3 protein-coding genes are annotated in these 2,108 nt (G+C 45.1%); all 3 read right to left on the minus strand.

Features of this window, described 5'->3' with window-relative positions:
* A partial coding sequence (locus tag I2494_RS20435; protein WP_228351057.1) for a DNA cytosine methyltransferase occupies window positions 1–478 on the minus strand: 478 nt, incomplete at its 3' end.
* Window positions 475–1,530, minus strand: a complete 1,056-nt coding sequence (locus tag I2494_RS20440) for a conserved phage C-terminal domain-containing protein (RefSeq protein WP_218468812.1) — start codon at window positions 1,528–1,530, stop codon at window positions 475–477. The genes I2494_RS20440 and I2494_RS20435, both read right to left, overlap by 4 nt.
* Complete coding sequence (locus I2494_RS20445; RefSeq protein WP_218468811.1) at window positions 1,527–1,892, minus strand: HNH endonuclease; 366 nt, start codon at window positions 1,890–1,892, stop codon at window positions 1,527–1,529. The genes I2494_RS20440 and I2494_RS20445 overlap by 4 nt, the downstream gene beginning before the upstream one ends.
* Between the last annotated feature and the right edge of the window lie 216 nt (window positions 1,893–2,108).

The following is a 2,108-nucleotide window of genomic DNA, read 5'->3' on the forward strand; positions in this document are numbered from 1 at the left end:
CAGAGTTTGACCATCTTTTCCCTGACGGCTGCAATGGCTCATCTTCTCCGGCAAGCCCTGCAAGAAAACATCCGAATGCATTGGTTTTGTCACTGAGGACGCCCGGAACGTTCTCCCACACGATAATAGTTTCCGGTTCGCCTGCCGCTCTGCGTTTGTTATCAATCTCATTTGCTAATTCCACGTAAGAGAGGGTTGATTGACCGCGTTTATCACTTAGTCCACCACGTAGACCTGCGACACTAAACGCCTGGCACGGGGTGCCTCCAACAAGAATGTCAGGAGCCTGCACAACGCCTGACTTAATTTTTTCAGCTATCGCTGTCATATCACCGAGATTAACAACATCAGGCCAGTGATAATTCAGAACCTCACACGGGAAAGGCTCTATCTCAGAAAACCATACTGGCTCTAATCCCAGAGGCTCCCAAGCAACGCTAGCGGCTTCGATACCGCTACATACTGAACCGTATTTCATGCTGCAGCCTCCCCAGAATTACCTGATAACCGTTCGCTATATTCTGTCCAGAGACTATTCCAGCGCTGCTGTGCAAACGATGCCTGCTGATTTCTGATACCAGCTTTCCCTGCGGCCTTCCGAACTTCGATCTCTAACTGACTGGGATTGGTAATTTCACCAACACCGGACGTGTAACGGCGGTACGCTGCATCACGTTCTGAGTTATCAACACCAGAGCCTTTGAGCGGCTTCCCGTCCTTCATCCACTTTCCGTTGACGTATTCAGGGCGTCCGCTTTCGTTCCATTTTTCTGCTGCCTGCAAATATCCGGGGAATTTACTCGGACTAAACAGCGTGATTGGGCGTAGATACTCAGACATTTTGAGATCATCCCCCCATTTCTCGTTCGTGTAGTCCACGACCAAAAGCAGTTCAGATGGCGTAAAGCCCTCAACCAGTCTGGCGCGAATACCTTCCAGTGAAGTTTTGCTTGGTTGGTATTTTGATCCAGTCACTAAGTTCAGGTGGTTTAATACCTGTTTAGCCTGATCAGTAATCATTGTTGCGGGGTCTGGCTGCTCGGCAGCCGGACAAGGGGTTTTATTATTCTCTGTTGTAATCTCTGTATGAAGAAGAGGCCTTTTTGACTCTTTGCACCGTTTCAATTTGGACTTTTGCATAGGGTCATTTTGAGCCTTTGCATTGGTGCATTTTGATACGTTGCATGGGGTCAATTTGACCTCATCAATAAGGATGTGATGTTCATAATTAATAGAATAAAAATTAGTTTTATCACGCGGATCAGAGGATAGCTGCTCAATGAAAACAATCCCCAGTCGCTTTAACTCAGCAAAGGCGCGTTTAATTGTCGACGCAGACCAGAATGGAAACTGCTCAACCCATTCATCAATAGTGTTATATATCCAGCGGCGCCCATCATGATCAATTCCTGATGTTGTATCGGTAAGCCAATAATGAACTTGCTGCAATAGCACAGCTTCAGGCAATCCAATCTTTACTGCTAATTCAGGAATAACAATAATTGGACGTGAATTTAAGAGAAGGCTCATACATTCGCCCCCTTTGAGCTATTACAACTCATACAAAGCGTCTGTAAGTTTTTATCTTCCGAAGTTCCACCAAGGGAAATGGGATAAATATGGTCGATGGTAAGATTTTTATTTATCCCGCAATTTTTACATTGATAACCATCACGCTTAAAAATGCGCAACCTGATAGCATCTGAGATATAACGCTTTTTTTGGCTTTCACCTGGTTTAATTTCTCGCGGACCTGAATGCCAATTCTCATAGCTAACAACTATCATTCCGGCACATGAATCACATATTGCGATTCCACAAGAATTAAGCAGCTTAATCTCTTCCTCTGGTGTCAACGGTCGTCTACACCCTACACAAGAATGCATATTCATGATTGCTGTCCCTCCGCTACGTCCTTAACCAACGTGTATTGCTGATAAAATGCATCACGTGGCATGTCACAATCATAATTCAGATGCAACGGGCGATACGTGACCATTATTTTTGAGTGCTTTTTATACGTGCGGATATAGCGAACATTCACGCCGTCAGAATTGCGATAGAGGCTCATACTGATACCTCCTTCATTTCAAACCGCCCTAATTTAG

This window comes from Limnobaculum allomyrinae, from assembly GCF_016649425.1.
GTDB lineage: Bacteria > Pseudomonadota > Gammaproteobacteria > Enterobacterales > Enterobacteriaceae > Limnobaculum > Limnobaculum allomyrinae.

Coding starts and splice junctions, on each gene's coding strand:
- I2494_RS20445 (WP_218468811.1), bottom strand. CDS start 1,892: ATGAATATGCATTCTTGTGTAGGGTGTAGACGACCGTTGACACCAGAG.
- I2494_RS20440 (WP_218468812.1), bottom strand. CDS start 1,530: ATGAGCCTTCTCTTAAATTCACGTCCAATTATTGTTATTCCTGAATTA.